This window comes from Paraburkholderia sp. BR10872 (assembly GCF_040965835.1).
Classification (GTDB): Bacteria; Pseudomonadota; Gammaproteobacteria; order Burkholderiales; family Burkholderiaceae; genus Paraburkholderia; species Paraburkholderia nodosa_A.
The window spans coordinates 1-23,400 of the sequence record NZ_JBFRCN010000053.1 but is presented as its reverse complement, the minus strand read 5'-3'; the positions used below and the strand labels follow the sequence as shown (position 1 = coordinate 23,400).

Genomic DNA, 23,400 nt, shown 5'->3' with positions numbered 1-23,400 from the left:
TGAAAGTGAGTGAAGCGATGGATGGGCGCGATCAGTCGCGGTATGACGAATCGATGCGATCGAGCTTGCGCAACAGCGCGGGCCATTCGAGCACGCCTTCGATCGCGCCGCCGTCGCGCAACTGCTCGGCCGTGCGTTCGGCCACCCCGGGCGGCGGCACGACGAGCGGCACGCCGCCGGCCTGAGCCTGCAGCTGGATTTCGCAGGCCTTGATGAGCGTCGCCATCAGCACGTAGGCTTCGGCCACTGTGCGGCCGGTGGTGAGCGTGCCGTGATTGCGCAGCAGCATGGCCGGTTGCGCGCCGAGGCTCGCCGTGAGGCGCGTGCCTTCGGCGGGCGTGAAGGCGAGGCCTTCATAGTCGTGCCACGCGAGCTGGCCGAAAAAACGCAGCGCGTGCTGCGAGGCGGGCAGGAGGCCGTCGCGCTGGATCGATACGGCAATGCCCGCGGTATTGTGCAGATGCATCACGCACACGGCGTCGGGCCGCGCAAGATGCACGGCCGCGTGCAGCGCGAAGCCGGTGGCGTTCACGGGGTGCTCGCTTGCGCCGACGATACGGCCTTCGGTGTCGATCTTCACGAGGTTCGAGGCGCGCACTTCGTCGAAGGCGAGGCCGAACGGATTGAGGAGGAAGCGGCCCGCCTCGCCTGGTATGGCGGCGGAAACATGCGTGTAGATGAGGTCGTCCCAGCCGTTGAGTGCGATGAGGCGGTAAGCGGCGGCGAGATCGACGCGCAGTTGCTGCTCGGCGGTGGAGCGCGGCGCGGTCTCGGCGCAGGTGCTCGTCGGACGATGGGCGAAAGACATGGCGATTCCTTCAGCGGACGATGGGTTCTTCAGGCGGCGTCGATAGCGCAGGGCGCAGGCGTCGCGCTGCCGCGTGCACACTCCAGCTTGCCAGCACGAACGGCGCGGTCAGCGCTGGCAGTCCGCAGCGCACGGCGGCCAGATGCAGGGCTGCGGCGAGCATGGTCGCACAGATCGCGGCGCGCGTGCCGAGCGCGCAGACCGCGAGCGCGGCAAGCGCGCCGTTGAAGCCGGCGAGGCCCGCGCCGAAGGCGTCCGGGCTCGCGCCGCACGCGAGTTCGAGCGTGCTCGCGAGCGCCGCGCCGCCGAGCGCATAGGCGGCCGCGCGCCGCGACGACCAGGCGAGGCCCGCGAGCACGCACAGGCCCGCCGCTGCGCCCGAGGCAAAGGTGGTCTGCGCGAGGCCGCTCAACACGCCGGCGGCGGCGTGTGCGGCCGCGGCGGGCGGTGTGCCGCGCGGGGCCAGCGGGGCTGCGGCGATTGCGCTGGCGACGGGAGCGCTGCCCGGGTGCAGCGGCAGCCAGATCCAGGTCGCGATGAGGCAGGGGACGGAATACAGCCCGAGCGGGGCGCGCGCGAGGTGGCGGTCCAATGGCCCGGCGATCCACGCGCTCGCACCGCCCGCGATGAGGGCAAGCGCGGCCGCCGTGCCCGCATCGCCGACGAAGGTGAACGCCGCGAGCGCGGCGAGCGCGCCGTTGTAGCCTGCGAGGCCGTCGCGGATCGCCGCGTCCGCATGGCCCGCCACGACCGCGCAGACGTTGGCCGCCGCGGCGCCGAGCAGGGCGGCGAAAGCCAGCCGCCAGTCGGTGAGCGCGAGCGCTGCGAGCAGGCACGCGCCCGTTCCCGCATGCGCCTGCAGCACGATCTGGCCGAGGCTGCGCAAAAGCGCACCGACGGCGGCGGTATCGGCAGTACGGGCGGTGGCGCCGGAAGCGGCGCAAAATCGGGCGGACATGGCGAAGGCGTGGCGGGCGGGTACGGGCCGGTGCGGCCCCCGTGCGAGGCGCAGGGCCGGCCAGAGTGCGAGCATAGGGGATGCGGACCGCCTCGCGCATGCGCGTGGGTTGATAGTCGCTATTTGTTGACGGGTTACGATACGCGCAAGGCGGTTGTCGTGATTATCCAGAGACAGTCTGCACGGGAGGCGAACGATGCGTGAAGTGCGTTGGGCATCCGAGACGGGCGAGGGTATCGAGCATCTGGCGTTCGATGCGCATTGCGGCCCGAAGTTTGGCGAAAAAGGCGACACGATCCGCGCGGAAAGCGTGGTCATCGGCGAGCGCTACGGCAAGTCCTATGGCCTGTGTTACGCCATCGAGTGCGACGCGCAGTGGCGCGTGCGCTGGGCTGCGTTTCGCGTGATGGGCGACGGCTCGCTCGTGCTCCACAGCGACGGCAAGGGCCACTGGACCGATGGCGAGGGGCGCGCACTGGAAGCGCTCGACGGCTGCATCGACATCGACATCGCCGCGACGCCGTACACGAACACGCTGCCGATCCGGCGTCTGGGCCTCGCGCGCGGCGAGCGCCAGCCGATCCGTGTGGTGTACATCGCCGCGCCCGAACTGGAGCCCAAGCCTGTCGAGCAGGCCTATGTGTGCATCGAGCGCGACCGCGAGTATCGCTACGAAGGCATCTTTCGCGACTTCACGGCGAACCTGCGCGTGGATGAAGATGGGCTCGTGATCGACTATCCGACGCTGTTCCGGCGTCTGCCGCCGCCGGACCGATAGCACGCGGCGACACCACGCTTACACCGCGCCGCCTGGACTCTTGCCGAACAGCAGTTGTTCGACCAGCGTGTTGTCGATGGTTTCGTTGTTCAGCGTGCGAGCGAGCAGTTCGCCCGCGAGCAGTTGCGGCGAAAACACCATATCCGGCTGCAACAGGCGCAGCCGCTGCAGGTTGCGGCTGTCGTTGACGAGCGCCACGGTGCGCACCTTCGGCGCGATCTCCTTGATGGCGAGAATCACGAAGGCATTCTCGGCGTCGTCCGAGCGCAGCGCGAGCGCGGCGAGCGCGGTTTCAGCGCCCGCGTTGTGCAGCGTGGCGGTGTCGCTCGCATCGCCGACGATGAGATCGGCCTCCGGTGGATAGTTGTGCGGAATATTGGGCGCGACGATCACGGTCGCCGCGTAGCCGCGCTTGAGGAGCCCTGCGTACACGCTATGTGCGAGCGGCGACGCACCGACGATCAAATAGTGGTTCTTGCGGGTCACGTTGGAAATGCCTCCCTTCACGATGCGTTTCAAATGGCCGCCGATCACGGGCCCGATCACAGCGCTGATCGACGTCGCGAACACGGTGATGCCGAGCACGATGATCGAAGCCGTAAAGAGCCGCGCGGTGTCCGAGCGCGGCACGATATCGCCGTAGCCGACCGTGGACATCGACACGATCGAGAAGTAGAACGCCGTGACGAGGTTGCGGATAGGCGGGTCGAAATCGTCGCCGAGATACAGCGAGCCGAACACCGCATAGACGACCAACGAGCCAATGCTCAGGAATGCGAACAGCGAGCCCGCGGCGACGCTCGCGCGATCGAAATGGCGCCAGTAGTAGATCAGCGCGCAGGCAAGCGCGAGCGAGAAGCCGGCGAGCGCGTGGCTGCGATAGTCGCCCCACAGACAGATGCTGGCTGCGCCAGCGAGCAGCACCAGTGAAAGCACCCAAGCCACGCGCGCCCGCAGCGCGATGCCGAACGACATCATCGTGAGGCCGGTCGCGACGAGCGCCTGGGGCAGCGCGAGCACGCCGAACGCGTTGATGAGCGTGATCCAGTCGTCGAACCAGTTGCCGCGCGCGTGTTCGAGCGCTTTCTGCGCGACCGGGCGCACCAGCAGCAGGCCGTCGATCACCAGCAGCACGGCCAGGTAGCCGTGCGGCACGAGCCCTCTGGCGTAGCCGCGCGGGCGGCGCGCGTACGCGCTCATTGCTGCGCGTGTTGCGTCGGCTGTGTCGGTTGCTCGGGCTGCGCCGGTTGCGTCTGCACGATGTGCAACTCGCGCGTGCGCAGGGGCAGCGAGCAGTGCGCGTCATTGAGCACCTGGCGGACCTTGCGCGACAGCTCCCAGCGCATCTCCCAGAAGGTGTCGATGTTCGACCACACGCGCACGTTGAGCACGGCGGTGCTGTCGTCGAAACGCGTCACCATCACCTGCGGCGCGGGCGAGGCCAGCACGCGCGGGTCGGCGGCGGCGAGCGTGCGCAATGCGTCGATGGCGCGGTTCACGTCGTCGCGCACCGACACTTCCACTTCGAGGTCGAGCCGACGCGTGGGATTGCGGCTGTAGTTGCGGATCGAATTGCTCCACAGCGCGCTGTTCGGCACGTATTCGCAGATGCCGTCCGGTTTCGTGAGGCGCGTGGTGAAGAGGTTCACTTCCTCGACGGTGCCCGCGACGCTGGCGCCGGCGCTGCCATCGATATAGTCGCCCACCTTGAACGGCCGCAGCAGCAACAGCATGATGCCGGCCGCGATGTTCTGCAGCGTGCCTTGCAGCGCGAGACCGATGGCGAGGCCGGCCGCGCCGAGCACCGCGACGATGCTGGCGGTCTGGATGCCGATTTGCGAAAGCGCACCGATCACGGCGACGAGGCGCACGCCCCACACGGCGGTGTCGCGCACGATGGGGCGCAGCGTGGGATCGATGCCGCCGCCGCGCCGCTTGATCCAGTTGCCCACGCGCCGGGAGAGCCACCAACCGAACCAGAGGATCGCGAAGGCCGCGCACAAGCGCAGCGCGAGCGCGGAGAGCGCGTCCCACAGGAAGCCCCAGTTGGACGGGTGCAGGTGTTCGAGGAGGGGTTGCATGGCGAATCAGTCCTTGTCTGCGGAGCCGTGGGTCCGGCTCCGTTGCGAAAGGACGTATTGTACGAGCGGCGTTTCGCTGGCGGCGCGCGTGTGGCGTGCCGCCATGCGCTTGAGCGCCGGGCGTCAGCCCTTGGGCGGTGTGTCCGCGCCCGGCCCGAGCGTGCGCTGCATGAGCGCGGTGTCGCGCCACTCGCCGTGCTTGAAGCCGACACCACGCAGCGTGCCGGTCAGCGAGAAGCCCAGGCGCTCGTGCAATTTGAGCGAGCCGCCGCGCGGGTCGGCGACCACGGCGATCATCTGCCGCCACGGGCCCGCCTCGCAGCGCTCGATCAGCGCGTTGAGCAGCGTGTGGCCGAGTCCGCGGCCGCGAAACGCCTCGTCGATATAGATCGAATCTTCGACCGTGAAGCGGTACGCCGGCCGCGGGCGGTAGGGCGTGGCGTAGCAGTAGCCCGCCACCTGGCCGTCGATCTCGGCGACGAGCCAGGGCAGGCCATGTTCGCGCACGGCGGCGTGGCGACGCAGGAGTTCGTCGAGCGTGGGCGGCGTCTCCTCGAACGACGCCGTGCCGTGCAGCACGTGGTGTGCGTAGATCGCGGCGATGGCGGGAAAGTCGTCGGCAGTGGCGTCGCGCACGAGCGCGTCGGGGTGTGGGTTCATCGGTTGGAGCGAGCGCGAAGGCAAAGGAGAAGGAGGTTTGCGTTCCTCACTATGCCTCGCGCAGGCGCGCTTTTGAAGCGTGCCAAAAAAGCCCGGTCTAGACGCGCTGCGTGCCCGCGCGATTCGCGACAGCGGAAGCGCTGCCTGCGCGCCCGAAGCGCCGCGCGCCTGCCACGCACGCGATCACCACGGCGGTGACGGCGATCATCGCGGGCGGCACGGCTTCGTGCAGCAGCAGCGCCGCGAGCACGAAGCCGAAGAACGGCTGCAGCAACTGCAACTGCCCGACGCCTGCAATGCCGCCGAGCGCGAGCCCGCGATACCAGAACACGAAGCCGATCAGCATGCTGAAGAGCGACACATAGGCGAGCCCCCACCACGAGGCCGCGCCCACCGCGGCGAACGACGCGGGCCGCAGCCACCACGCGAGCGGCGCCATCACGGGCAGCGAGATCACGAGCGCCCAGCAGATCACCTGCCAGCCGCCCAGGCGCCGCGAGAGCCGCGCGCCTTCCGCATAGCCGAGCCCGCACACGATGATCGCGCCGAGCATGAGCGCGTCGCCGAGCGGCGAGGCGTCGATGCCATGACGCAGCGCGAACGCCACCACGGCGGCGCTGCCCGCCGCGGAAAAGATCCAGAAGGCCGGCTGCGGACGCTCGCCCGCACGCAACACGCCGAACACGGCCGTGGCGAGCGGCAGCAAGCCGACGAACACGATCGCGTGCGCCGAACTCACGTGCTGGAGCGCGAGCGCGGTGAGGAGCGGAAAGCCCACCACCACGCCGAGCGCGACGATGACGAGCGGCCAGACCTCGGCGCGCGCGGGCCGTGCGGCGCGCAGCGCAAGAAGCAGCAGCACGCTGATCATGCCCGCGATGGTCGCACGCACGCTGGTGAGGAACACGGGGGCGAAGCCGAGCACGGCGAGCCGCGTGGCGGGCAGCGATCCGCTGAAGATGAGGACGCCTGCGAGGCCGCAGAGCCAGCCATCGGTGGTGGAATCGAGCGTTTTGCGCATGGATGGGCTTGGGCAAGAGAAGCATCGGTGATCGGTCCGCTGATGATGCGCGCCGCGCCGCGGGAAGGTAAGCTACAGATCAGTACAATTTGTTCAAACTGTATTGAACACGGAGCAGTACAGATGAAAGACAGAGCGAGGACGCAAGCCTTGCCCATGACGCGCGTCGAGCAGGTGATGCAGGCGCTGCGCGAGCGCATTGCCGCGCGCTCGCTGGCTGCGGGCGCGCGCGTGCCGTCCATCCGGGCGATGAGCGGGCAGCTTGGCGTGTCGAATTCGACGGTGGTGGAGGCCTACGAGCGCCTCGTCGCCGAAGGCGTGCTCGTCGCGCGGCGCGGCGCCGGATTTTTCGTGGCCGGGCACGCGCCGCCGCTCGCGCTCGCCGCGCTCGGGCCGCAGCTCGACCGCGAGATCGATCCGCTCTGGCTCACGCGCCAGTCGCTGCAGACCGAGGCCGACGCGCTGCGTCCCGGCTGCGGCTGGTTGCCCGCCTCGTGGCTGCCGCAGGACGCCGTGCGGCGCGCGCTGCGCGCCCTTGCACGCGACCCGCGCGCGCCGCTCACCGATTACGCGTCGCCGCTCGGCCTGCCGGCGCTGCGCCAGCAGCTGGCATGGCGGCTCGGTCAGCACGGCGTGGAGGCCGCGCCCGAGCGGATCGTGCTGACTGACGGCGGCACCCAGGCGCTCGACCTGCTGTGCCGCTTTCTGCTGGAGCCGGGCGACACCGTGCTCGTGGACGACCCGTGCTACTTCAATTTCCAGGCGCTGCTGCGCGCGCATCGCGTGCGCGTGGTCGGGGTGCCGTACACGCCGACGGGCCCGGATCTCGCCGCGTTCGAGCGCACGCTGGCCGAATCGCGCCCGCGCCTTTACGTGACGAACTCGGCGGTCCACAACCCCACCGGCGCGACGCTCGCGCCCGCCGTCGCGCATCGCCTGCTCAAGCTCGCCGAGGAGCACGACCTTCTGATCGTCGAGGACGATATCTTCGCCGACTTCGAAATCGAGCCCGCGCCTCGCCTCGCGGCCTTCGACGGGCTCGCGCGCGTCGTGACGATCGGCAGCTTTTCGAAGACGATGTCTGCCGCGGCGCGCTGCGGTTTCATCGCGGCGCGCGCCGACTGGATCGAGCCGCTCGTGGATCTCAAGCTCGCGGTCTCGTTCGGCAACGGGGAGATGGTGGCGGAACTCGTGCACCGCCTGCTCGTGGACGGCACGTATCGGCGGCACCTGGACGGCTTGCGCGCGAAGCTCGCCGACGCCATGGGCGAAACGCTGCAGCGGCTTTCGGCGCTGGGCCTGAGCGCATGGACGCGGCCGCAGGCGGGCCTATTCGTATGGGCGCAGTTGCCGGACGGACTCGACGCGGCGCAGATCGCGCGCGAGGCGCTGGGGGACGGCGTGGTGCTCGCGCCGGGCAACGTGTTCAGCGTGTCGCGCAGCGCGAGCGATTTTCTGCGTTTCAATGTTTCGCAGTGCAATCGTCCCAAGGTCTACGAAACATTGCAGCGTGCGATGGAGCGCGTGGCGCAGCCGGCATGAAGCGGCTGCGCCCGAGCATCACGGTTCGTGACGCAGATAGCCTTCCTTCGACGGATCGCGCATGCGCCACGAGACGATCAGCGAAATCGCGCACAGCGCGGTCACGTACCAGTAGAACGTGGACTCGCTGCCTGCCGACTTGAACCACAGCGCGACGTATTCGGCCGAGCCGCCGAACAGCGCATTTGCTACCGCGTACGAGAGGCCCACGCCCATCGCGCGCACTTCGGGCGGAAACATCTCCGCCTTGATGAGGCCGCTGATCGACGTGTAGAAGCTGACGATCGCGAGCGCCACCGTGATCAGCGCGAACGCGGCCACGGGGCTCGCCACGTCTTTGAGCGCATGCATGAGCGGCACTGTGCCGATGACTGCGAGAGCGCCGAACAGGATCATCGACGTGCGGCGGCCGATCTTGTCGGACAGCGCACCGAACACCGGCTGCATCAGCATGTAGACGAAGAGCGCGCAGGTCATCACGTTGCTCGCGGTTTTCGCGTGCATGCCGGCCGTGTTCACGAGGTACTTCTGCATGTAGGTCGTGAACGTGTAGAAGATCAGCGAGCCGCCTGCGGTGAAGCCCACCACCGTCAAGAACGCGCCCTTGTGTTGCCAGACGCCGCGAATCGTGCCTGCGTCGCGTTTGTGGCGCGACTCGCTCGTCGAGGTTTCGTCGAGCGATTTGCGCAGATAGAGCGAGATCAGCGCGGCGAATGCGCCGACCACGAACGGAACGCGCCAGCCCCAGGCCTTCAGTTCTTCGGTGGAAAGCGTCTGCTGCAGGATCACGAGCACGAGGAGCGCGCAGAGTTGGCCGCCGATCAGCGTGACGTACTGGAACGACGCGAAGAAGCCGCGTCGGCCCTTGAGCGCGACCTCGCTCATGTAGGTCGCGCTCGTGCCGTACTCGCCGCCCACCGAAAGCCCCTGGAAGAGCCGTGCGACGAGGAGCAGGAACGGGGCGAACGCGCCGATCTGCGCGTAGGTGGGCAGCATGGCGATCACGAGCGAGCCGCCGCACATCATGAGCACCGAGATCATCATCGCGCTGCGGCGGCCGTGGCGGTCGGCGATGCGGCCGAACAGCCAGCCGCCGATCGGGCGCATGAGGAAGCCCGCGGCGAACACGCCGGCGGTGTTGAGCAGCTGCGTGGTGCTGTTGCCGCTCGGGAAGAACGCGGGCGCGAAATACAGCGCGCAGAACGAGTAGATATAGAAGTCGAACCACTCGACGAGATTGCCCGACGAGGCGCCGACGATGGCGAATACGCGTCGCCTCGTGTCTTGCGCGGATAGCGTGGTTGGGTCGGTCTGGACGTCCATGGGCGGGTCTTCTCCTGGTTTGTGTGTTTTATGGCGAACGGCCGTCATGCGGCCGTCGCGAGAGTTGCATCGCGCGCCGCCGGGTCCCGGCGCGCGATGCCCGCGATTTTAGCTAACTGTAATTAAATGTGTGGAAAATGTAATGATGTCGCGAACGGGGTCCGAGCAGGCCCCATCAGGCCGGCGTGATGCGTGCTCGCGAGGCACAAGAAAGCCAGCGGGGAGCCGCTGGCTGGAGGGGAAAAGCAGGCGAAGCGCGCTCAATGCTGCTTGCGCAGCGGCACGTCACGCAGCAGCCACGACAGCGCGAACGAGAACACCACCACGACCGCAGCCGAGAGATAAACCGTGTGCAACGCCCCGGCGAATGCATCGAGATACTGCGCGTGCAGCGTGGGCGGCAGATGGTGGATCACGTCGGGCGTGAGCGGCTGCGGCAGTTCCACGTCGGCCGTGAGCACCTTTTCGAGCCGCGCGTGCAGCCCGTGGGAGAACACGGCGCCGAACGCGGCCACGCCGACCGAGCCACCGATCGAGCGGAACAGCGTCGCGCCCGATGTGGCCACGCCCATGTGGCGAAATTCCACGGCATTCTGCACGGCGAGGATCAGCACCTGCATCACCATGCCGAGGCCGCAGCCGAGCAGGCCCATGTAGACATACATGAGGTGAATCGGCGTGTCGATCTGCAGGCGCGCGAGCAGCATCATCGCCACGGCCACGAGCGCCGTGCCCACGATCGGGAATATGCGGTACTTGCCGATCTTGCTGATGATGCGGCCCGTGATGATCGACATCACGAGCACGCCGCCCATCATCGGCAGCATCTGCATGCCGGCCTGCGAGGGCGTCGAGCCCTTCACCACCTGCAGATAGAGCGGCAGGAACGTAACCGAGCCGAACAGCGACACGCCCACGATGAAGCCGATCAGGCTCGCGAGCACGAAGGTGCGCTGGCGGAAGAGTTCGAGCGGCATGATGGGCTCGGCGGCATGCTTTTCCTCGTGGATGAAGCCCGCGAGAGCGACGATGCCGAGCAGCAGCGTGAGCCAGAGCGTAGGCGACGTCCACGGCAGCAGCGAGCCGCCCTCGCTCGTGAAGAGGATCAGGCAGGTGAGGGCGGCGGCGAGCCAGCCCGCGCCCATGTAGTCGATCACGTGCTTCACGTGCGCGGCGCGCGGCTTGAACACCGCGCCGATCACCACGAGCGCGATCGCGCCGAGCGGCAGGTTGATGTAGAAAATCCAGCGCCACGACAGATGCTCGACGAGAAAGCCGCCGAGCAGCGGCCCGATCACCGTGGCGATGCCGAACACGCCGCCGAACATGCCCTGATACTTGCCGCGCTGAGCGGGCGGAATCACGTCGCCGATGGCGGCCATCGTCACGACCATCAGGCCCCCGCCGCCAATGCCCTGCAAGGCGCGCAGCACGATCAGCTGCTCCATGTTCTGCGCCACGCCGCAAAGTGCCGAACCGATCAGGAAGATCACGATGGCGGCCTGCAGCACGATCTTGCGCCCGAACAGGTCGCCGAACTTGCCGTAGAGCGGCACGACGATCGTCGAGGTGAGCAGGTAGGCCGTGACGACCCACGAGAGCCGATCGAGCCCGCCCAGCTCGCCGACGATGGTGGGCAGCGCCGTCGAGACGATGGTCTGGTCGAGCGCGGCCAGCAGCATGACGAGCAGGAGCGCCGGAAACAGCAACCGGATCGGTGGATGGCCGCCGGTATCGGCAGCCGGGCCCGACGCCAGCACCGCTGCATTCGCGTGAGCGCCGACCCCCGCCGTAGCGGGCACAGGGTGTTTCGTGCTGGGTTTCATCGTGTCCGTCAATCTTGAAATTAATTAATTCGGAGGTTAATATTAGGACAATTATTCCAGTTGGTCAAAATTCATTTTGTTACCGGGCAGGACACCTATGAACGCGCCAGAACCTTCTCTCGACAGCGCAGGCGGCACGCCAGGCCGGGCCGCCGCGCGCCGTCCCGGCCGGCCGAGCGGCGGCGTGGGCGGGGCGGAACAGCGCGCGCGTCTGATCGAAGCCGCACTCGCGCTGTTCGCGCGCCAGGGCATCCTCGACACCTCGCTCGCTGCCATCGCCCGCGAGGCGGGCGTGACGCCGGCGATGGTCCACTACTACTTCAAGACGCGCGATCAACTGATCGACGTGCTGATCGACGAGCGTTTCGTGCCGCTGCGCGAGTCGCTTGGCGACATCTTCGCGGAGCATCCCGACGATCCCGTGGCGGCGCTCACTGCGCTCGTGCAGCGCTTCGTGGCGCTGGGGCAGCGCAATCCGTGGTTTCCGCCGCTGTGTGTGCGCGACGTCATCAGCGAGGGCGGCGTGCTGCGCCAGCGCATGCTCGAGCGCCTCGGCCGCGAGCACCAGGAAACGGCCCACACGGCCATTGCGCGCTGGCAGCGCGAGGGCCGGCTCAACGCGGCGCTGGAGCCTGCGCTGCTGTTCCAGTCGCTGATGGGCCTGACGCTCTTGCCGCTCGCCACCAGCCAGATATGGCGCGGCGACGCGCAGCAGCCGCACGTGGGCGTCGAGGCGGTCGCGCGCCATGCGGTCGCGCTCATCACCCAGGGCGTGGGGCCAGGGCGCATCGACGCACGCACCGATACGGGCATTGATACGGATTAGCCGCCAGCGCGCGCCGTGGTACGCTCCGGGACCTTTGCGGCACGCCCCGTGCGCGGTGCCGCGCGAATGTTTCCCGGTCGAGGTCCGGTCTGTCTTCTTCTGCTGCTGCTTCCCGCGCTTCTGCGCATCGAGCCCCCGCCATCGTCTGGTTTCGCGACGATCTCCGGCTCGCCGACCAGCCCGCGCTCGCGCAGGCCGCGGCGAGCGGCCTGCCGCTGATCTGCGTCTGGATTCACGATCCGCATGCCTCGGGCGAGCGCCCGGAGGGCGGGGCGGCGCGCTGGTGGCGCCATGAATCGCTGCGCGCGCTCGAAGCGGCGCTGGCTGTGCGCGGCGGCCGCCTGCTGCTCTTGCAGGGCGACGAAGCGGCGACGCTGGACGCCCTCGTCACCGACACCGGCGCGCAAGCCGTGTACTGGAACCGCCGCTACGGGGCGGCGCAACGCGAGGTCGATCGCGCCCTCAAAGCCTCGCTGCGCGAGCGCGGCGTCAGTGCGGAAAGCTTCGGCGCCCAGCTCCTCAACGAGCCATGGACGGTGCTCAATCAGTCCGGCGAGCCGTTCCAGGTCTTCAGCGCCTACTGGCGCGCCTGCCTGCGCATGGGCGATCCGCCGCCGCCGGAAGGCGAGCCCGAACGGATGATTTTTCAATCGCTGCCAGCACGTCTTACCCAACGTGCATCGAAACTCGACGCGCTCGGCCTGGCGCCTCGCGCGCCCGACTGGTCGGGCGGCATGCGCGCGGCCTGGCCTGCGGGAGAGGAAGCCGCGCTGGAGCGCCTGCGCGCGTTCCTCGCCACCGACCTCGACGCCTACGCCGGTGAGCGCGACGAACCCGGCGACGCGGCCACGAGCCGCCTCTCCCCGTATCTCGCCGTCGGCGCGATTTCGCCGCGCCAGGTCTGGGCGGCGCTCAAGGCGGCGCAGCACGCGCACGGACGTGGATCGGCGCGCCGCGCTGCGAGCGCCGAAAAGTTCGCGAGCGAGTTGGGCTGGCGGGAGTTCTGCCATTACCAGCGGTTTCACTACGCCGATCTGGCGACGCGCAACCTGCGTCCCGCATTCGACGCCATGCCGTGGCGCAAGGACGCCGCTGGCCTGAAAGCGTGGCAGCGGGGGCTGACCGGCTATCCGCTCGTCGATGCCGGCATGCGCGAACTCTGGCACACAGGCTGGATGCACAACCGCGTGCGCATGGTCGTGGCATCGTTCATGAGCAAACATCTGCTGATCGACTGGCGCGCAGGCGAGTCGTGGTTCTGGGACACGCTCGTCGACGCCGACCCGGCCAGCAACCCGGCCAACTGGCAGTGGGTGGCGGGCTCGGGCGTGGATGCCGCGCCGTATTTCCGCATCTTCAATCCGGTGCTGCAGGGCCAGAAGTTCGACCCGCGCGGCGCCTACGTGCGGCACTGGGTGCCGGAGCTGGCGGGCCTGCCCGATGCGCTCGTGCACCAGCCGTGGAAGGCCAGCGCGCAGCAGCTCGAAGCGGCGGGCGTGCGCCTCGGCAAAACTTATCCCGAACCTGTCGTCGAGCACGAACTGGCGCGCCAGCGTGCACTCGAAGCCTATGCACAAACGGGCAAGGCCAAGGGCCTTGCCGCTTCGCGACAGAGTTCAACGCAGGACAAAAAACAGGGCGGCAAAGCGTGAGCGCGGCCGTCATCGGGCTGTCTTGTGATGCGGCTATCGTGCGCGGCGCGGATGGGCGCACGCGCGGCACGCAGGAACCGGACGGCATTAAGATTGCTCTATCAGGACGGCCCGCGTTGCCGTGCGCCCGGCGTGACTCCGGGCCCGTAGCCTTGCGGCACTCGGCCTGACAGACAGAAAGGCATGTAAGCAAACACAATGAACGCAGTACACAAGCTCGACCGGACGACCATCGTCCTCGTCGAAGACGACCCGCACAGCCGGGCGTCACTGACTTCGCTACTCGAGGCGGAGGGTGCGCATGTCGTGGCGGTCGAAGACGCTGAAACCGGTGTCGAAGCGGCCCTGAGCCTGCACCCCGACGCCGTGGTCTGCGATCTCGACCTGCCGGCGATGGACGGCTTCTACCTGATCCAGCGTCTGCGCGATTACGAAATCCGCGGCGACCATGCTCCGACCGTCGCGGTCGCGCTCACGGGCCACACCGACGAAAGCTGGCGTTTGCGCAGCATCGGCGAAGGCTTCCAGCACTTCATGACCAAGCCGGCCCGGCCGGACGAACTGGTGACGCTGCTGAGCGACGCGATCGACGCGCGCCAGTCGCTATGACGCCGCGCGCGTAGCGCGGCGCGAAAGGTGTGGGTGCTGACGGACTGAAGCGCCGCGACATGCGGCGCGGGCGATCTGTTGCCTGCGCTGAACGGCGGGCAAGAACGGTTAGCTAACGGACGAGGGCTGCGCAGTGGCTTCGGGCGCCGCAGCGGCGCCCGGCTGTGCGGCCTTGTCGACCGAATTGGCCTGGCTCTCCTGGCATTGCGCGCAGAGACCCTTGAGTTCGATGCCGTCGCCGGCGAGCCGGTAGCCCGCGGCCTCGATCTGCGCAACTAACGCTTGACGCAGCTTGGGCTCGTGCAACTCGGTGACGTTGCCGCACCGCTGGCACACCACGAGAATGCCGTGCTGACACTGCGTGAGGTCGTGGCACACGGCGAACGCGTTGATCGATTCGATGCGGTGGATGAGCCCCGCCGACAGCAGGAAGTCGAGCGCCCGGTAAACCGTGGGCGGCGCCGAACCCGGATGGATCTGGCGCATTTCGTCGAGCAGCGAATACGCCTTGGTCGCGCGTCCCGAGGCCAGCAGCAACTCCAGCACCTTGCGGCGGATCGGCGTGAGCTTTTCGCCGCGCTCGCGGCAATAGGCCTCGGCCATCGCGAGCGCGGACTCGACCGAAGCGCCCTTGACACCGTCGTGCGAGTGGGCATGGCCGTGCGCGTGGTCGTGCGCCTCGGTGTCGCTATGCAGGGCAGGGGCGTCCGGGGACGGTTTTGCTGTCTTCATGCTTGCGATTATACGGGGCGCGCCGCCGGCCCGCCCGCGCCGCCATGGAGCGACGGCTCAGGTGAGCGGCAGATCGATGTACTTGCGGAAGCCCTGACGCTGCGCGATGCGCTGATACCAGCGTTCGACATTCGGCAGCGGCTCGCGCTCCACGCCTTCGAGTCCGAACCAGCGCCGCGCGTACGCGCCGAGTACGATGTCGGCGAGCGAGAAGCGCTCGTTTTCCATGAAGAAGCGGCCTTGCAGATGGTGGTCGAGCAGCCGCCAAAGCGGGGTCAGCTGATCGAAGTCGGCCGCGAGCTTCGCCGTGTCGCGCTTTTCGGGCGGCGTGCGTACGAGCGCGAGGAACACAGGGCGCTCGATGGGCGCGAGCGTGCCGATCGACCAGTCGAGCCAGCGCTCGATCGAGGCGCGCACCTTCGGGTCGGTCGGGTAGAGCAGGCTCGAAGGGCCGTACTCCATCGCCAGATAGCGCAGGATCGCGTTCGACTCCCACAGCACGAAGGTGCCGTCGGTGATCGTCGGGACCTTGCCGTTCGGATTCATGGCGAGATAGGAAGGCTCGTTGAGATGACCGAACGAGCCGCCCGCGTCGATGCGCTGGAACGGCAGCACGAGTTCATCGCAACACCACAGGACTTTCTGGACATTCACCGAATTGGCGCGTCCCCAGATCGTGATCATCTGGCGCGTACTCCTTGCAAGAGGAAAAAGGGTCAAGCCTGGCGCAGGCCGCCACGATACACGATTCTCGCGCGGTTTATTTGCGCAGCCAGGCATTTCGTAGAATAGGCGCTGCGCGGCGCCGGGAGTTCCGCTGCCGCGCCCGCTTAGTGCGGCACCGCTCCCTCGATTGCCTGCGCGGCCGCCACGAACCTCAACATCCGTCCGAGATCCGCCCATGGCCCGCATTGTCCCCGACGACTGGCAGCATCTCGAAGCCACCGGCGCCGCCGCGCGCGAGCGCGAAACGCTCGCCGCGCTCGCCCGCGGTTTGCCGAATGGCTACACCGTCTATCACGGCGTGCACTGGACGCGGCTCTCCGAAGGCTTTTCGGTCTTCGGCGAGGCCGATTTCGTGATCGTCAGCCCGGCTGGGCGCGTGATGATCGTCGAGCAGAAAACCGGCTTTTTGCGCGAAACGCCAGGCGGGCTCGTCAAGGCGTACATGCAAACCGAGCGCAACGTGGCGATCGCGCTGGCACGCACGGTCGAGGGGCTGCACCGGCGCTTTACGGCGTCGTTCGGCGCGGGCACCTACGTGCTCGAAGAGCTGTTCTATTGCCCCGACCACGTGGTGCGGGAGCCTGCCATCGCGGGCGTGAACCCGGCGCGCATCGTCGACGCCACGCGCAAGGCGCAGCTCGCCGCCATCGTGCTCGAAGCCATACCCGCCGACGAGCCGCGCCTGCCGTGCGCCGCCAGGATCCATCACTTTCTCGCCGACGAACTTTCGCTCACGCCCGACACCAGCGCGCTGCTCGGCGCGGCCGGCACGCTCGTCACGCGGCTCGCGGGCGGCCTCGCCACGTGGGCGCGGCGCCTCGAATTCGCCCCGTTCCGGCTGCGCGTGATCGGCACGGCGGGCTCGGGCAAGACGCAACTAGCCGTGCAGGTCATGAAGGACGCGGTGGCGCGCGGCGCGCGCACGCTCTACGTGTGCTTCAACCGGCCGCTTGCGGATCACATCGCGCAGCTCGCGCCGCCCGGGGCAAAGGTGGCGACCTATCACCAGCTGTGCGACTGGGTCGCGCGCGACGGCGGCCACGTGCCCGACTTCGCGAGCGCCGGCGCGTTCGACGACCTCGTGCAGCGCTTCGGCGAGATGCCGATTGCCGAGCGCTGGCAGTTCGACGTGCTGATCGTCGACGAAGGGCAGGATTTCCACGAGCCGTGGGTCGGCGCACTCGGGCGTCTGCTGCGGCCGGACGCTGCATGGTGGTGGCTCGAAGATCCGCTGCAGAACCTGTACGTGCGCGAGCCGCTCGCGCTGGCGGGCTGGACCGTGCTGCGCGAGACCACGAACTACCGCAGCCCGCGCGACATCCTCGCATTCCTGCGCGACGTGGCCGGACCGACCGTGCCCGCCATCGCGCAGCTCGCCGCGGGGAGTCCGTTCGACGGCTCCGAGGTGACCGTGGCGAGCTGGGACGAGCATGAAGCCGGACCGGGCGCGGAACCTGGGGTGGTTCTGGTCACGAAACGCGCGATTACGCAGGCGCTTTCGCTGGGCTTTCGCAAGCAGGACATCGTCGTGCTTTCCTGGCGCGGACGCGAGCATTCGCTGTTCGCGACGCTCGATCAGCTCGGCCCGCACCGGCTGCGCAGCTTCACCGGCCAATACGACCTGTTCGGCAATCCGCAGTACCGCGAGGGCGATGTGCTGCTCGATTCGATCTACCGCTTCAAGGGCCAGTCCGCGCCGTGCGTGATCCTGACCGAGGTGGACTTCGAGTCATTCGACGAACGCGCCGCGCGCAAACTCTTCGTCGGCGCGACGCGTGCGGCCATGAAGCTCATCGTGGTGGCGTCGCCGCGCGCCGCGCGATTCATCGAGGGCCGGCGCGGCGGCGTCTAAGCGCCGGCTCGCTCAGCTCCAGGCCGAGGCGCCGATCAGCGTGCCCGTGCGCGCCTGGGCGTTCCACCAGATCACGCGCAGGAGCGGCGCGGTCTGGGCGATCAGGATGGCCTGCACCGGATCGCTCTCGATGAAGTGCGTGACGCCGCTGCGGATGGCCGCCGCGGCCTTGTGCGCAGCCACGGCCGCGGCCGTGTCGTCGTGTTCGTCCGGCGTGCGCATGATCAGTTCGAGGTGCCCGAAACCGTGGCGTTCGAGCCAGGCGAGCGTGCGCTCGCGGTCGATCTCCGGACGCCCCGTGATGATCGCGCGCGTGCGTTTCATGTCGATGCCGGGCAGGCGCTCGAACGGCACCAGCTCGTCGCGCTCGGCGAGCGCGGCGACGAGGTCTTCGTCGTAGCGCGCAATCGGGAGGTCGGGGAGCAGGACGCCATCGAGATCGATGGCGTAGACCGCGTACTCGTGGTCGTCGGCCATGCGCGTGCCGTCGCCGTCGCCATCGCGGATCCAGTCGGCGCGATAACGGTCGGTGTAGGCCTGGCGCTCCCACGGGAACAGCGCGAAATAGCCGCTCGCGTCGATCGAATAATCGGGGCGCAGACGGCTGAGGTCGTCGTAGGCGCCGGTGAGCGTGCGCACGACGAGCCCGTGCTCGCTCAGGAACGCGATGCAGTCCACGAGCGTATGGCCGCGCCCCGCGATGTCCTCGCAGAGCAGCACTTTCGAGCCCGGTTCGGGTAGCGGCAGCGTGGAGTCCCAGCGCACTTCGCGCGTGGCGCGGTCGTAGCGCAGGAATGCGACAGCCGCACCCGTTGCGTGCGAAACCATCAGCGCAAGCGGCGCGCCGCCGCGCAGGATACCGACCACGAGGTCGAATTCCTCCGCGATCAGCGCCGGCTGCAGCGACTCGACCCAGTGATCGAGCTGTTCGTAGGTGAGCGGAACGACAGGTTTATCCATGGGTTGAATTGGGTGTCGAAGCGCGTAATCGGCAAGCGCGCGGCAACTGCGCAATGCGCGTTTCCGATAGCGGTGTACGAGAAAAAGACGGCTATTGTCAGCACAATGTTTGACGATATTATGCCTATGCTCACCAGCGCCTGCTGGCATGGTGGGTGGAGGTAGCAGGAAAACGAGGGAAACGCAGCAGGAAAAAGCGGCGCATTACCGCAAAATGTCGCGTAGCGCCGCGCAAAGACACACGAAAACGACGCGAATCATCGCGCGAAAGGGCTCGGGCAAGATGTGGCATGGGAAGGGATGGCCAGGCTGGCGGCGCTGGGCCGCCGTGGTGGCGCTCGCGGGTGCGGCGCCGTTTTTTGCACCTTCCGCGCAGGCGGCGGGTTCTGCGGGTGCGCTCTCGCTCGACGTCGATGGCGAGGTGCGCGTGACCAACAACGCGTCCCACACGGCGTATCACTTCAGCGAGGCGCAGCTGCTCGCGCTGCCCGCGCATTCGATCACGACGGCCACGACCTGGACGCCGCGCTCGACCTTCACGGGCCCGCTGCTTTCGGACGTGCTCGAGGCCGTGGGCGCCTACGGCAGCGAGATCGAGATCCATACGCTCGACGACTACACCTGTGTCGTGCCCGTGGCCGACGCCGCGCGCTATGGCGTGGTGGTCGCCTATGAGATGAACGGCCAGCGCCTCAAGGTAAGCAATTTCGGCCCGTTGTTCCTGATCTACCCACGCGACCAGCATCCGCTCGAGCTCGACGGCGCGGCCGGTGACTCGAAGTTCGCGTGGCAGATCAAGTCGATGACGATCAAGCGGTGAGTAGCGGGTGATACAACGTCCCTTGCGACGCCTGCTGCAGGCGATCATCTGGATGGCGGCGCTCGCGCCGCCCGTGGTGGCGGTCGGCTATCTGCTCTACGCGAACCTGCTCAATCCGCAGGTCGTGCAGCGCATCACGGGCAATTACGACGGCCTGTACTGGGACGCCGCGCAGCTCCAGATCGCCTACGCACGCTTCGAGAGCCAGCTGCTGATGTTCGCGGACGGCATCGACCGCGATCTCGACAAGGTGCGGCTGCGCTACGAGGTGCTGCAGTCGAAGCTCAACGTGATGAAGGGCTCGACGCTCTCGCTCGACTCGACGCCGGGCCTGAAGCGCCGCCAGGACGCCGATCTCGCCATTCTGGCCGCGACGATCTCGCCATTCGAGGCCGAAATCGCCACGCTCGCGGACAACCCCGAACGCGCGGTGCCGATGCTCATGGCGCTCGACCTGCACTGGACCCAGGTGACCGACCTCGCGCTGAACCGGCGTTTCGCCGACGTGACCGAGCGCGAGGCGATCCGGCACGATTTCATCGCCAAGCGCCGCGAACTGTTCGCTTCGGGGCTCGTGCTGCTCGTGCTTTCGGCGGCGGCGGGCGTGCTGCTCGTGATGAACGGCTACCGGCGCACGCGCCTCTTGCACCAGCAGCGCGCGGCGCTCGAAGCCGAGCACCAGGCGAGCCGCGCCGCGCGCGAGGCGAGCATGGCGAAGGACGCCTTCCTCGGCATGATCAGCCACGAACTGCGCACGCCGCTGCACGCGATCGTCTCGTCGATCGAGCTGCTCGGCTTCAACTCGCATTCGGAAGCCGACCGCAAGGTGATCCAGCGCCTCGAAACCGCGGCTCGCCAGCTCGAAGCGCAGATGAAGGACCTCACCGACTACGCGCGTCTCGGCGCGGGCAAGCTCGAATTGCGCCAGGAAGAGTTCGAGCCGCGCGAACTGCTGCAGTCGATCGTCGATGAGAACGAGCAGGCGGCGCGCTCGCGCGGGCTCGTGTTCGAGCATGCGTGGGTGGGCCCGCAGCGGCGCGTGGTGGCCGACCCGCATCGGATTCGCCAGATCGCCGGCAACCTCGTCACGAACGCGATCCGCTACACGGAGCGCGGCAAGGTGCGGCTCGAATTCTGGCTGCAGGCGCCCGCGCGGGTTCCGCGGCCATCACAGGACGCAGAGGGCGCGCCGAAACCGGCTGGCGGCGACACGCTCGTGATCGTCGTCGGCGACACGGGGCCTGGCGTGGCGCCGGACCAGATTCCGCTCATCTTCAAGGAGTTCACGCAGCTCGACACGTCGCGCTCGCGGCGCTATGAAGGCGCGGGGATGGGGCTCGCGATCGTGCGCGGCCTCGTCGAGCTGTTCGGCGGCACGATCGAGACGCAAAGCCGCGTGGGCAAAGGCACGACCTTCACCGTGCGCATTCCCGTTACGCCGGTCGAGCCGCCGGCGCCCGCGGCCGTGGCCGAAGCGGCGCTGCCCGCGCGGGCGCTGCCGCAGGTGCTCGTCGTCGACGACAACCCGCTCGTGCGCGATTCGCTCTGCGAGATGGTCGCGCACATGGGCTACCGCGCGCTCGCGGCCAGCGACGCCGACAGCGCGCTCGCGCTGCTCGCGCACGAGGTGTGCGACGTGGTGCTGCTCGACCTGCACATGCCGGGCCGCGACGGCTACGACTTCGTGGCGGGGCTCGAGGCCGCGCAGGATGTGCTCGCGCAGCCGCGCGTGATCGCGGTGAGCGCCGACGTGGCGGGGCTGGCGGCGCTTCCGGACACTGCGGGCAAGACGCCGGGCGGCGAGGGCGCGCCGTTTTTTGACCGGCTCACGAAGCCGGTGCATTACGAGGTGCTGCGCGCGGCGTTGCAGCGCGCGCTGAGCGCGCCGCGGGCGGCGGTGTGAAAGGCGCGGGAGCGGGTTGAGCGAGCAAAACGCGGCGTTAGCCGCGGTTGAGCCGCTTCGAAAGATCGGCGACGAGAATCGCCATGCGCGCCGGCTTTTCGTAGCAGGCCACGTTGTAGTGGCGTACGACCTGGCTGATCTCCGATTCGCTGGCCTTGCCGGTCAGCAGTTCGCCGGTGAGCACGAAGATGGGCGCATCGGGGTTCTCGGAGGCGCGCACGCTGCGGATCGCCTCCGCGGCGGTCTGGCTGCCGAACAGCCAGTCGATCACCACGCCGTCGAACACGTTGTTTTCGAGCGCTTCGTTGAATGCCGCGAGGCCGTAGAGCGCGAGCGCCGTGTAGCCGCTGTGCTCGAGGTAGTCGCGCAGGTTGTCGGCGGAAGAGCGGTCGTCGTCCACGACGGCGATGAGCGGCTTGTCGGACTCGGCGCGGCGCGGGTAGATCTCGATCTTGTGGACTTCGCGCGCGTTCTGGTAGAGCGCGCCGTCCGGGCGCACCACGCGCCACTGGCCCTGCTTTTCGTAGGCGACGAAGTCGGGGCGGCTGCCCGCCTCGACCGGTGCGCCGATCCAGGCGGTGCAGGGCAGTTCGGCGGCGCTCACGCAGAGGATCGCTTCTTGAGCGCTGGCCCCGACCATGCCGGGGTCGAGCAGTTGCGCCCCGAACAGCTGGCCCGCGGGTTCGCCGAACGCTTCGGCCACTTTCTTGATCTGCGCGAGCGTCCACGGGCTGTTGCCGCGCAGCTTGCGGTGCCCCTGTGAAAAGCTCAGGTCAAGAATCCGGCACAGCTCGGTCGTTTGCTGACGCTTGCCGATGCCGTGACGGCTCATCAGCTCGCGTACGCGCTCCGCCACCGAGGCCGAGTCGGTTGTGTATGCAACGTTCGACATACTGCTTGAAGGGAGATTCGTGGATTCAGTTTCTGATTGATCATGCCGTGGTGCCGCGGGGCCGGTTTGACCGGACCTCCTGCGGCCTGCGCACGGGAGCACGATATTCTAAACGCATAAAATGCCAGACGACGGCGTTATTTTAGCGAAATGTAATGCGGCGCCGAATACGGGAATGTAAGCGTATATTCGGCTTCGTTTACACATGGCTTGCGATATTCGCGGCATTGCGGGGACGGCGCGCGACTGCGAAGATGCACGATTTTGAACGCCGTGCGCTCGCGCGCGGCGAATCAACCTTACTGGGGCGAGGGGTATCGTTTGGACGACGTGCGCAACGGCGGGACATGGCGGCATGAAGGCGTGCCGTATTACAGCCAGTGGGGCAGCGCCGACTGGGTGGCGCCTATCGTCGAGCGTGGCGCCGACCCGTGCGAGGACCCGCGCTGGCGGGCGAGCGGCTTCACCGAGGCCGACGCCTATCGCTTCTGGGCCAAGCGCTTGTGCGGCCTGACCTGCCTCGAATCGGCGCTCGACTATTGGGGCGTCGCGCATGCGCCGCGCGCGCAGATGCTCGAAGAGGCGTTGCGGCACGGTGTATATCGCGTGCGCGAAGATGGCGGCGTGGATGGCTTGATCTACCGCCCGTTCGCCGGATGGGTGGAAGCCGCGTTCGGCGTGCACGTGGAGGTAATGATCGACGAGGACATTGCGGCGAGTGCAGGGCGCGTTGATGCCGAAACGCTCGCCATCGTTTCCGTGAGCCCCGAGATCCGCTATCCCGAGCGGATGGACCCCGGCCGGGGCGGGCATCTGATCCTGCTGCACGGACGTGGCGATGGCGGTGTGTGGTTTCACAATCCTTCGGGCATCGCGCCGTACCAGGCTGACGCCTGGCTGCCCTATGAGACGGTTGCACGGTTTCATGCCCGGCGGGGTATGGCGCTTAGGCGGCCGTGCTGATCGCGCGTGGTTTTTTTTTGTGGTTCCTGGCTGCTTTGGCCTTTTCTTGTTTTCGCGTCGGTATGCAGGCGTTGCCCCTGTGCGGGGCGGCACCTACTTTCTTTGCGGCGGCAAAGAAAGTAGGCAAAGAAAGCCGCTCAAACCGCTAGCGCCTGCCACAGTTCACATCTCGACGTAAATGGTGAATGGCTCCGGAGCGTCTGTCACCTCGCACCACCAAAGTGAGTGACAAGGCAGTCATTCATTCCGCTGCTCGCTACGCTCGCTGCGGTTGGGTCTGCATGGGAAACCAGGGGGGGATTGTCAAGCTTCGCGAGAACGCACGCGCACCAATAGTTTTCGGTTATGCCATTCGGCGCGCGCAGCGCCGCCGGAAGGATGAGCGCCTTGTCACTACCTTTGAAGGTGCGAGGTGACAGACGCTCCGGAGCCATTCACCATTTACGTCGAGATGTGAACTGTGGCAGG

21 protein-coding genes are annotated in these 23,400 nt (G+C 67.8%); 9 read left to right on the top strand and 12 right to left on the bottom strand.

The window, feature by feature from the left end:
• Positions 1 to 31: 31 nt before the first annotated feature.
• The gene (locus tag AB4Y43_RS31525; protein WP_368729572.1) at positions 32 to 808 is read right to left on the bottom strand and encodes a class II aldolase/adducin family protein; all 777 of its coding nucleotides are present in this window, start codon (positions 806 to 808) and stop codon (positions 32 to 34) included.
• A 10-nt stretch (positions 809 to 818) separates the two neighbouring features.
• A complete protein-coding gene (locus tag AB4Y43_RS31520; RefSeq protein ID WP_368729571.1) occupies positions 819 to 1,766 on the bottom strand; it encodes an urea transporter in 948 nt (315 codons plus the stop codon).
• A 196-nt stretch (positions 1,767 to 1,962) separates the two neighbouring features.
• On the opposite strand from AB4Y43_RS31520, the gene AB4Y43_RS31515 reads away from it, so the two are divergent.
• Positions 1,963 to 2,544, top strand: a complete 582-nt coding sequence (locus AB4Y43_RS31515) for a putative glycolipid-binding domain-containing protein (RefSeq protein WP_368729570.1) — start codon at positions 1,963 to 1,965, stop codon at positions 2,542 to 2,544.
• Between the two features lie 18 nt (positions 2,545 to 2,562).
• Here the strand turns inward: AB4Y43_RS31515 and kch are convergent, their stop codons facing one another.
• The 4 genes from kch to AB4Y43_RS31495 form a co-directional block, all read right to left on the bottom strand.
• Positions 2,563 to 3,744, bottom strand: a complete 1,182-nt coding sequence (kch, locus tag AB4Y43_RS31510; protein ID WP_368729569.1) for a voltage-gated potassium channel protein — start codon at positions 3,742 to 3,744, stop codon at positions 2,563 to 2,565.
• Positions 3,741 to 4,625 carry a mechanosensitive ion channel family protein gene (locus AB4Y43_RS31505; protein ID WP_069268735.1) on the bottom strand — a complete coding sequence of 295 codons (885 nt, stop codon included), beginning with the start codon at positions 4,623 to 4,625 and terminating at the stop codon, positions 3,741 to 3,743. Before AB4Y43_RS31505 ends, kch begins: the two co-directional genes overlap by 4 nt.
• A gap of 123 nt (positions 4,626 to 4,748) precedes the next feature.
• Positions 4,749 to 5,285: an N-acetyltransferase family protein gene (locus tag AB4Y43_RS31500; protein WP_368619142.1), complete on the bottom strand. Its 537-nt coding sequence runs from the start codon at positions 5,283 to 5,285 to the stop codon at positions 4,749 to 4,751.
• Between the two features lie 97 nt (positions 5,286 to 5,382).
• Positions 5,383 to 6,306: a DMT family transporter gene (locus tag AB4Y43_RS31495; protein ID WP_368729568.1), complete on the bottom strand. Its 924-nt coding sequence runs from the start codon at positions 6,304 to 6,306 to the stop codon at positions 5,383 to 5,385.
• A gap of 123 nt (positions 6,307 to 6,429) precedes the next feature.
• Between AB4Y43_RS31495 and AB4Y43_RS31490 the strand changes: the two genes are divergently transcribed.
• Complete coding sequence (locus AB4Y43_RS31490; protein ID WP_368729567.1) at positions 6,430 to 7,848, top strand: PLP-dependent aminotransferase family protein; 1,419 nt, start codon at positions 6,430 to 6,432, stop codon at positions 7,846 to 7,848.
• Positions 7,849 to 7,866: 18 nt separating this feature from the next.
• On the opposite strand, the gene AB4Y43_RS31485 is transcribed toward AB4Y43_RS31490, so the two are convergent.
• Together AB4Y43_RS31485 and AB4Y43_RS31480 are read right to left on the bottom strand one after the other, a co-directional pair.
• Positions 7,867 to 9,171: an MFS family transporter gene (locus AB4Y43_RS31485; protein WP_368729566.1), complete on the bottom strand. Its 1,305-nt coding sequence runs from the start codon at positions 9,169 to 9,171 to the stop codon at positions 7,867 to 7,869.
• Positions 9,172 to 9,431: 260 nt separating this feature from the next.
• Positions 9,432 to 10,997 (bottom strand): MDR family MFS transporter, encoded by a 1,566-nt coding sequence (locus AB4Y43_RS31480; RefSeq protein ID WP_368729565.1) that lies wholly within the window; start codon positions 10,995 to 10,997, stop codon positions 9,432 to 9,434.
• A 97-nt stretch (positions 10,998 to 11,094) separates the two neighbouring features.
• Between AB4Y43_RS31480 and AB4Y43_RS31475 the strand changes: the two genes are divergently transcribed.
• The 3 genes from AB4Y43_RS31475 to AB4Y43_RS31465 all read left to right on the top strand — a co-directional run bounded on the left by AB4Y43_RS31475 (position 11,095) and on the right by AB4Y43_RS31465 (position 14,084).
• Entirely contained in the window at positions 11,095 to 11,823 is a 729-nt protein-coding gene (locus AB4Y43_RS31475) for a TetR/AcrR family transcriptional regulator (protein WP_368729564.1), read from the top strand.
• 89 nt (positions 11,824 to 11,912) lie between these two features.
• Positions 11,913 to 13,475, top strand: coding sequence for a deoxyribodipyrimidine photo-lyase (locus AB4Y43_RS31470; RefSeq protein ID WP_368729590.1), 1,563 nt, complete (start codon positions 11,913 to 11,915; stop codon positions 13,473 to 13,475).
• 198 nt (positions 13,476 to 13,673) lie between these two features.
• On the top strand, positions 13,674 to 14,084 hold the full coding sequence (locus AB4Y43_RS31465) for a response regulator (protein WP_069268743.1): 411 nt from the start codon (positions 13,674 to 13,676) through the stop codon (positions 14,082 to 14,084).
• A 108-nt stretch (positions 14,085 to 14,192) separates the two neighbouring features.
• Here the strand turns inward: AB4Y43_RS31465 and AB4Y43_RS31460 are convergent, their stop codons facing one another.
• Entirely contained in the window at positions 14,193 to 14,816 is a 624-nt protein-coding gene (locus AB4Y43_RS31460) for a Fur family transcriptional regulator (RefSeq protein ID WP_368729563.1), read from the bottom strand.
• Positions 14,817 to 14,873: 57 nt separating this feature from the next.
• Positions 14,874 to 15,500: a glutathione S-transferase family protein gene (locus AB4Y43_RS31455; RefSeq protein ID WP_069268745.1), complete on the bottom strand. Its 627-nt coding sequence runs from the start codon at positions 15,498 to 15,500 to the stop codon at positions 14,874 to 14,876.
• 217 nt (positions 15,501 to 15,717) lie between these two features.
• On the opposite strand from AB4Y43_RS31455, the gene AB4Y43_RS31450 reads away from it, so the two are divergent.
• Positions 15,718 to 17,394, top strand: coding sequence for an ATP-binding domain-containing protein (locus tag AB4Y43_RS31450; protein ID WP_368729562.1), 1,677 nt, complete (start codon positions 15,718 to 15,720; stop codon positions 17,392 to 17,394).
• Positions 17,395 to 17,406: 12 nt separating this feature from the next.
• Here AB4Y43_RS31450 and AB4Y43_RS31445 read toward each other — a convergent pair whose 3' ends face one another.
• Positions 17,407 to 18,354, bottom strand: a complete 948-nt coding sequence (locus AB4Y43_RS31445) for a phosphoribosyltransferase (RefSeq protein ID WP_342950261.1) — start codon at positions 18,352 to 18,354, stop codon at positions 17,407 to 17,409.
• 283 nt (positions 18,355 to 18,637) lie between these two features.
• Here AB4Y43_RS31445 and AB4Y43_RS31440 point away from each other — a divergent pair, with 283 nt between their 5' ends.
• Both AB4Y43_RS31440 and AB4Y43_RS31435 read left to right on the top strand, forming a co-directional pair.
• Positions 18,638 to 19,174, top strand: coding sequence for a molybdopterin-dependent oxidoreductase (locus tag AB4Y43_RS31440; RefSeq protein WP_368729561.1), 537 nt, complete (start codon positions 18,638 to 18,640; stop codon positions 19,172 to 19,174).
• Between the two features lie 52 nt (positions 19,175 to 19,226).
• Complete coding sequence (locus AB4Y43_RS31435) at positions 19,227 to 21,077, top strand: hybrid sensor histidine kinase/response regulator (RefSeq protein ID WP_368729589.1); 1,851 nt, start codon at positions 19,227 to 19,229, stop codon at positions 21,075 to 21,077.
• Between the two features lie 37 nt (positions 21,078 to 21,114).
• Here AB4Y43_RS31435 and AB4Y43_RS31430 read toward each other — a convergent pair whose 3' ends face one another.
• Positions 21,115 to 21,969, bottom strand: coding sequence for a helix-turn-helix domain-containing protein (locus AB4Y43_RS31430; RefSeq protein ID WP_069268748.1), 855 nt, complete (start codon positions 21,967 to 21,969; stop codon positions 21,115 to 21,117).
• A 321-nt stretch (positions 21,970 to 22,290) separates the two neighbouring features.
• On the opposite strand from AB4Y43_RS31430, the gene AB4Y43_RS31425 reads away from it, so the two are divergent.
• The gene (locus AB4Y43_RS31425; RefSeq protein ID WP_368619137.1) at positions 22,291 to 22,932 is read left to right on the top strand and encodes a C39 family peptidase; all 642 of its coding nucleotides are present in this window, start codon (positions 22,291 to 22,293) and stop codon (positions 22,930 to 22,932) included.
• Positions 22,933 to 23,400: the final 468 nt, after the last annotated feature.